This window comes from Dyella sp., from assembly GCF_035277725.1.
Taxonomy (GTDB): domain Bacteria; phylum Pseudomonadota; class Gammaproteobacteria; order Xanthomonadales; family Rhodanobacteraceae; genus Dyella_B.
This window is the reverse complement of the sequence record NZ_DATEJY010000217.1, coordinates 24,429-30,646: the sequence shown is the minus strand read 5'-3', so window position 1 is coordinate 30,646 and position 6,218 is coordinate 24,429. Positions and strand designations below refer to the sequence as shown.

The window sequence follows — 6,218 nt, the reverse complement described above, 5'->3', positions numbered from 1 at the left end:
TGTGCGATCTGCGGTTCGGGCTGGTGATCACGCAGTTCGGTGAGGCGCGCGATGATGGCGGATGCATCCGGCAATTGCGGATGTGGTGCATCGAACTGCGCCATCACCTCGTCGACCACGTCGGCGCTCTGGCGCAACAGGCGCACGCCTTCGCCGGACAGCGGTTCGCCCGCAGCGCGCAGGCGCTTGAGCAGGCTTTCCAGCGGCGACAGCAACTGGATCAACAGCGGAATGTCGACCATCGCGATGGCGCCATGCAGCGTATGCACGGCGCGCAGCAGCCCGTCTTCCACCGGGATGTCGCCCTGGGCAAAGGTCACGGCATTGCGGATGGTCTGCAGGTACTGCGCCACTTCGCTGCGCAGGATTTCCAGCAGCACCGGATCGACTGGCGGCAACACCGGCGCTTCGATCGCCTCGGCCACGGGCGCAGGCGCTTCGAACGGCAGGATGGCCGCGGCCGAATGATCGGTGTGCGTGGCGGTGGGAATGGTCTCGGGCGATACGCGCGGAACACGGCGGCGCACCACGCGGCGCACGGTCTGCGTGCCGCTGGTGGCGAACTGTTCCATGCTGGCCTGCTCGCCGGCCGCAAGATGATCAGCCGCCTGCATGATGCCAGTGAGCGGCGCCGTCGGAACGGTGTCTTCCTTCAGCATCGAATACAGCTGCGGCAGCGCTTCGATGGCGTGGCCGATCAGCGCCTGCACGCCGGAATGCGGCAGCACGGTGCCGTCGAGCACACGGTTGAGCATGTTCTCCACGCGCCACGCGAATTCGCCCAGCACGGCGGCACCGACCAGTCGGCCGGAACCCTTCAGCGTGTGGAACGAACGGCGGATCGGCGTAAGTGCGGGCAACTGGGTGGGATCGGTCATCCACGCCTGTTGCGCCTGGCGCAGGTTGTTGATCTCTTCCTGCATTTCTTCCAGGAAGATGTCGCGGATGTCGTCGTCGATGCCGTCGGTGCTGGCCTGGAAGCCGGCAGTGGCGGCCAGTGGATCGACACCGGACACCTGCTCTTCGATTTCCTCTTCGATCTCGACCCAGTCTTCGCCTTCGTTGACGACCGGCGCGTGTGTCAGCGCTTCGGTTTCAACCAGGTGCAGGCCGGTGATGTCGTGCGCGATCGGAGCGGGTGTTTCGCTGTTGCCGATGAAGAGCGCGCTGGCATCTTCGCCATGCGCCACGCTCACCGATTCATTCAGAGCATGCTCGCCCTGCACCGGTGCCGGCGCAGAAGCGAACGTATCCACCGGCGCCGGTGCCGGAGCGGCGGCTGCGCGCACGGTTTCCGGCGCGGCCTTGGGCAGCGGCGGCGGCCAGTAGCCCAGGCCACCGAGGCTGTGCTCGGCCACATCCAATACGTGTTCCAGGCCACCGCGATGTTCGCGCGCGGCCTCCAGGTAATACTCCAGCGCGGCCAGTGCGTCGGCGAGCTGGTCCATCTGCGCACTGCTGGGAATGCGCTTGTCGATGCACAACTCGTTGCCGATGAAGCGGCCCACGCCTTCGGCGATCTGCGCCGAGCGCGGTGAAGACAGCATGCGCATCGCGCCGGCCACTTCGTCCATCATCGCCGGCAGGCCGTCAAGCTGATCGTGCTGCCAGCCGGATTCGACGAAGGCGACAATGCCGTTCTTCACCTTGCCGGTGTTGCCGACGGCTTCGCTCATCAGCGTGGCGAGGATGTGTCGCGCCTCACTGCGCGGCAGCATCGCCACCTTGTGTTCTTCTTCCTCCGGTTGCGTTTCCGCGCCGAGGCTTTCGATGTGGTCGTCCAGCGAGGCTTCGACGTAGAGCAGTGCGCCGGCCACGTCGAGCAAGGATTCTTCATCGGGATTGCGCAGGCGGTTGGCGACTTCTTCCAGCACGCGGCGCTGTTCGTTCACCACGCGGCGCGGCACGTTGAGCGCCAGCATGCCGAGCGTATCGCCGACGCGTTCCAGCACTTCGGCCTGAGCGCCGAGCTGAGACGGATCGGCATCGTTCTGACGCAGGAACAGGTCCAGCGCTTCCTTCACGCGCAGCAGATCGTCCTTCAGCGCGCGCGCGACGGAATCGAGCAACGCACGGTTGTGGCCGGCCATCGAGCCGCGCGCATGCTCGACCTCGGTGGCGTCGGGCATCAGGCTGTCGAGGTTGTAGGTCTGCGCCAGCTGCTGCATGTGCGGGCTGCGCTGTTTGGCCTGCGCGACGATGTAGAGCAGCTTGCGCGCCAGATCGTCGGCATCGCCGCCCTGCATGGCATCTTCGCCTTGCTCGATCAACTGGCGGATGCTGCGGTCGACCTTGCCGATCAACTGGCGCACGTCAGCGGCTTGCGCCTTGAGCATGCCTTGGTCGAGACCTTCCAGCACGCCCGAGGTAATCCACCACAAGCGGCGACCGGGCACGGTGCTGCAACGCGCGGCAATGGCGGTGAGCGCATTGCGCATGCCACTCAATTGCTGCGGGCCATTCTGGCCGCGGAACCAGGCCAACAGCTGTTGCTGGAAGCGCAGACGCAGTTCGTTGATGTCGCTCTTGCGGCGTTGCGCATCGATGGGACCGGCGGCGGCTGGTGCCTGCGGCGGCAGCGCGGCATCGAGATTGGGCGTGAACAGCGCCGCTTCGCTCAACGCTTCCTGCTCGCGGCTGGCGCGCAGTTCGTTGAGCAGCGGCAGCAGCACCACCGGTACGTCGCGGTGGCCGCTGGAAAGGCGTTCCAGGTAATCGGGCAGCTGCATCAGGCCGCGCATCAGCGCGGCGTAGGCGTCTTCGCGATTGCGGATGTGGTCTTCGAGCAGCGAGATGGCTAGTGTTTCCATCTCTTCGGCGACCATCGCGGCACCGTACAACTCGACCATGCGCAAGGTGCCCTGCACCTGGTGCAGGTTGTCGGCGCAGCCGCGCATGACGTCGCGCTCGCCGGGATTGTCCACGTAGGATTCGAGCGCCTGTCGCGCGAGCGCAAGCGTCTCGTCAAGCTCGGGCTTGACCCACTGGAGCGTGGTGAAATCGATGTGGTCTTGAAGTCTCATACGCCCCCCTCAGCGGCTGCGCCCTTGGCGCTAGACACAACCGTCGAGGTTGCCCTCTTGTGAATGCCTAACAACACCCGGTCCAGTAACACCTATCAACCCGGCAGCTTGAAGTGCGCCACCGAGCGGCGCAGGTCGCTGGCCAGTTGCGCGAGGTAACCAATCGATTCGGCCGTCTGGCTTGCGCCCTGCGACGTCTGCGAGGTGATTTCCTGAATCGCGTTCATGGATTGCGAAATATCCGTCGCGGCGATCGACTGCTGACGCGCCGCGGCGGAGATGTTTTGAATCAGCGCGGACAAGTCGTGCGAAACGCGCTCGATGTCGCCCAGTGCGCTACCGGCGTCTTCCGCCTTGCGGGCACCGGCCACCACTTCGGCGGTGGTCTGTTCCATCGAGTTCACCGCTTCGTTGGTGTCGGACTGAATCGTCTGCACCAGCGTTTCGATACGCTTCGTCGCACTCGCGGAGCGTTCCGCGAGGCGCTGCACTTCGTCCGCCACCACTGCGAAACCGCGGCCCGCTTCACCTGCGGACGCCGCCTGGATGGCAGCGTTCAAGGCGAGGATGTTGGTCTGCTCGGCAATGTCGTTGATCAGTTCCACGATCGAGCCGATTTCCTGCGAGGATTCACCCAGGCGCTTGATGCGCTTGGAGGTTTCCTGGATCTGGTCGCGGATCGAGTCCATGCCCGAGATCGTTTCGCGCACCACTTCCGCGCCGCGCGAGGCGATTTGCACCGAGCGTTCGGCCACGTCGGCCGATTCGGCGGAGTTCTTGGACACATCGTCCATCGAACTCGCAATCTGGTTGATCGCGGTGGTCGCCGTGCTGATGCGATGCGCCTGCGCTTTCGCCGCGTCCGCCAGATGGCGCGCGGTGGTCTGCGTTTCCTGCGCCGACGACGACACCTGCTCGGAGGTTTCGTTGATCGTCGTCACCAGGGTGCGCAACTCGTCGATAGCGTAGTTCACCGAGTCGGCGATCGCGCCCGTGATGTCTTCGGACACGGTGGTCTTTACGGTGAGGTCACCTTCGGCGAGCGAACCCATTTCGTCCAGCAAGCGCATGATGGCCTCCTGGTTACGCTGGTTGAGTTCGGTACTCTCGCGGAAGCGGCGGCGCTGGTCGGTCACCAGCTGGAACACCAGCAACACGGCGAAAGCCACGGCGCCCAGTGCACCGACCACGCCCCAGCCCACGTTCGGGAACAGGCGGCGCACCGGCAGCTGGCCGATCTGTTCGGCCAGGTCGTTTGCGCGCAGCAGCACGTTCTGCGAATCCAGCGAGGCCTGGTTGCCGGCGCTCTTCACTTCGGCCAGGTTGTTGGCGGCGGCGACGAGCTTGGAGACCGGGTCGCTCAGCTTGGTCCAGTCGCCCTGCATCTGCGAAAGGATCTTGCGGCCGTTGGCGTCGCTCAACTGCTGCACGCCCATGCTCTGGTTGCCCTGCAACAGGCCTTGCAGCACTTCGCCGTAGCTCTGCGCGTCGCGCGACAGGCCGTCGGCGGACGCCTGGGCGGATTCGCCACCCTGCAGCACTTCCTGCACACGGCGGATGATACGGTCGGCCAGCAACATCTGGCGCGAGGCGCCGAGCATTTCGTCCGCGCTGCTGCCCTTGCGCTGCTGCAGGATGCCGACCACCTGCTCCATGTCGGAGTTGAGCAGCGGCAACTGCTTGGAAAGATCGTCCGCGCGCTGCGTCGAATCGAGCACCACGGCCTTGTTGGACAGGATCTTGCCGATATCGCCGTCGAGCTGTTTCCAGGCGTCGGCCAGCTTGCTGACAGAGCGGCCGGTGGAGGTGGCGTTCTGATCGGCATACGGCTTCATGCCGGTCTTGGTGTCGCCGCTGACCAGGCGCTGCACGGCTGAATCAATGGTGTCGCGCGCGTTTTCAAGCTCGGCGAACGAGTCCGCGTTACCGCCGGAAGCTTCCAGCGCGTACTTGGCGGTCTGCTGCGACAACACCTGGATCTGCGTGGTCAACGCAATCGCCTGGCGGTCTTCGCCGTTCTTGAGGTTGAGTAATACGAAGTCGACGGCTGCAAAGCCGATCGAAACCACCAGCAAGACGATGAGGATGGTGTATCCCCGTTCCTTGCCGACGCCCCCTGTAGTGCTCATGCTCTTCACCTCATCCGTCTACTGCACCCGGCACGCCAAGCGTGTCGGTCAAGAATTTCCGAAGCCCTAGCCCCTGCTCCGGGCGTCACTCGCGCCGGCCAGCCGCGCACCATCAGGCGGCCGCTTGGCGAAAATCAGGCGCGCGAACCAACCGGCCCATGCTGAACAGCGCCAGGCGCTGTCCGTCCACATCCACGCGATCTTCGACGAAACGCGTCAGGCGCGGATCGTCCTCGCGCTCGGCGCCGCGGCGTTGTTCCGCGTCCACCGTGCGCTGCCCGAATACTTCGTCCACCAGCAAGGCCACGCTGCCGCCGCCCTGGCGCACCACCAGCAGGCGTGCGCGTTCGGAGTGCTGCGTGCGCTCGCTGAACAGGAAGCGCGCCATGTCGACCACGGGCATCAAGTTGCCGCGCACGTTCGCCACCCCCAGCAGCCACGGCTTGGTGCCGGGCACGGGGGTGAGCGGCGGCACGGCCAGCAGCTCGTTGATCTCGTCGATCGCGCTCACGAACAGGGAGTTGCCGGCGCGATAACCAATGCCGCGCCACAGGCCGGGCGCTTCGAAGCGCTCCTGCGTACCGGACGCGTGCGCCAGCGAAAGCCGCTCGTAGCGGGCCAGGACTTCGAACGGCGACTGGGCGGCCAATACGCTCATGCCCGCCTCACGCCGCCTTCGGCAGCAGTTCGTTGATGCACGTCAGCAAGTCTTTTTCGTTCACCGGCTTGGTGATGAAGGCCTTGGCGCCTTGGCGCATGCCCCACACGCGGTCGGTTTCCATCGACTTGGTGGTGATGATCACGATCGGCACGTCGGCAGTGACCGGGTCGCGCGTGAGCGTGCGCGTAGCCTGAAAGCCGTTCATGCCCGGCATGATGACGTCCATGATCACGAGGTCCGGCCGTGTCGCACGCACGCGCTCGATACCGTCTTCAGCATTGTTGCAAGAGTCGACGCGATGACCTGCCCGTTCGAGCATGGTCGAAAACACCCGCACGTCCGTGGGCGAATCGTCGATGATGAGAATGTTGGCCACGGCTCCCCCTTTAGAGCTTGTTTTCACGG

Annotated in this window: 4 protein-coding genes; all 4 read right to left on the bottom strand. The window is 65.0% G+C overall.

The genetic code is table 11. From position 1 onward, the window contains the following. The coding region (locus tag VJR68_RS18215; protein ID WP_324150002.1) for an Hpt domain-containing protein at window positions 1-3,023 on the bottom strand (3,023 nt) is incomplete at its 3' end. A 95-nt stretch (window positions 3,024-3,118) separates the two neighbouring features. Further along, window positions 3,119-5,152: a methyl-accepting chemotaxis protein gene (locus VJR68_RS18210; RefSeq protein WP_324150001.1), complete on the bottom strand. Its 2,034-nt coding sequence runs from the start codon at window positions 5,150-5,152 to the stop codon at window positions 3,119-3,121. Between the two features lie 112 nt (window positions 5,153-5,264). Beyond that, a complete protein-coding gene (locus VJR68_RS18205; RefSeq protein WP_324150000.1) occupies window positions 5,265-5,810 on the bottom strand; it encodes a chemotaxis protein CheW in 546 nt (181 codons plus the stop codon). A gap of 7 nt (window positions 5,811-5,817) precedes the next feature. Continuing rightward, window positions 5,818-6,189 carry a response regulator gene (locus VJR68_RS18200; RefSeq protein ID WP_324149998.1) on the bottom strand — a complete coding sequence of 124 codons (372 nt, stop codon included), beginning with the start codon at window positions 6,187-6,189 and terminating at the stop codon, window positions 5,818-5,820. Between the last annotated feature and the right edge of the window lie 29 nt (window positions 6,190-6,218).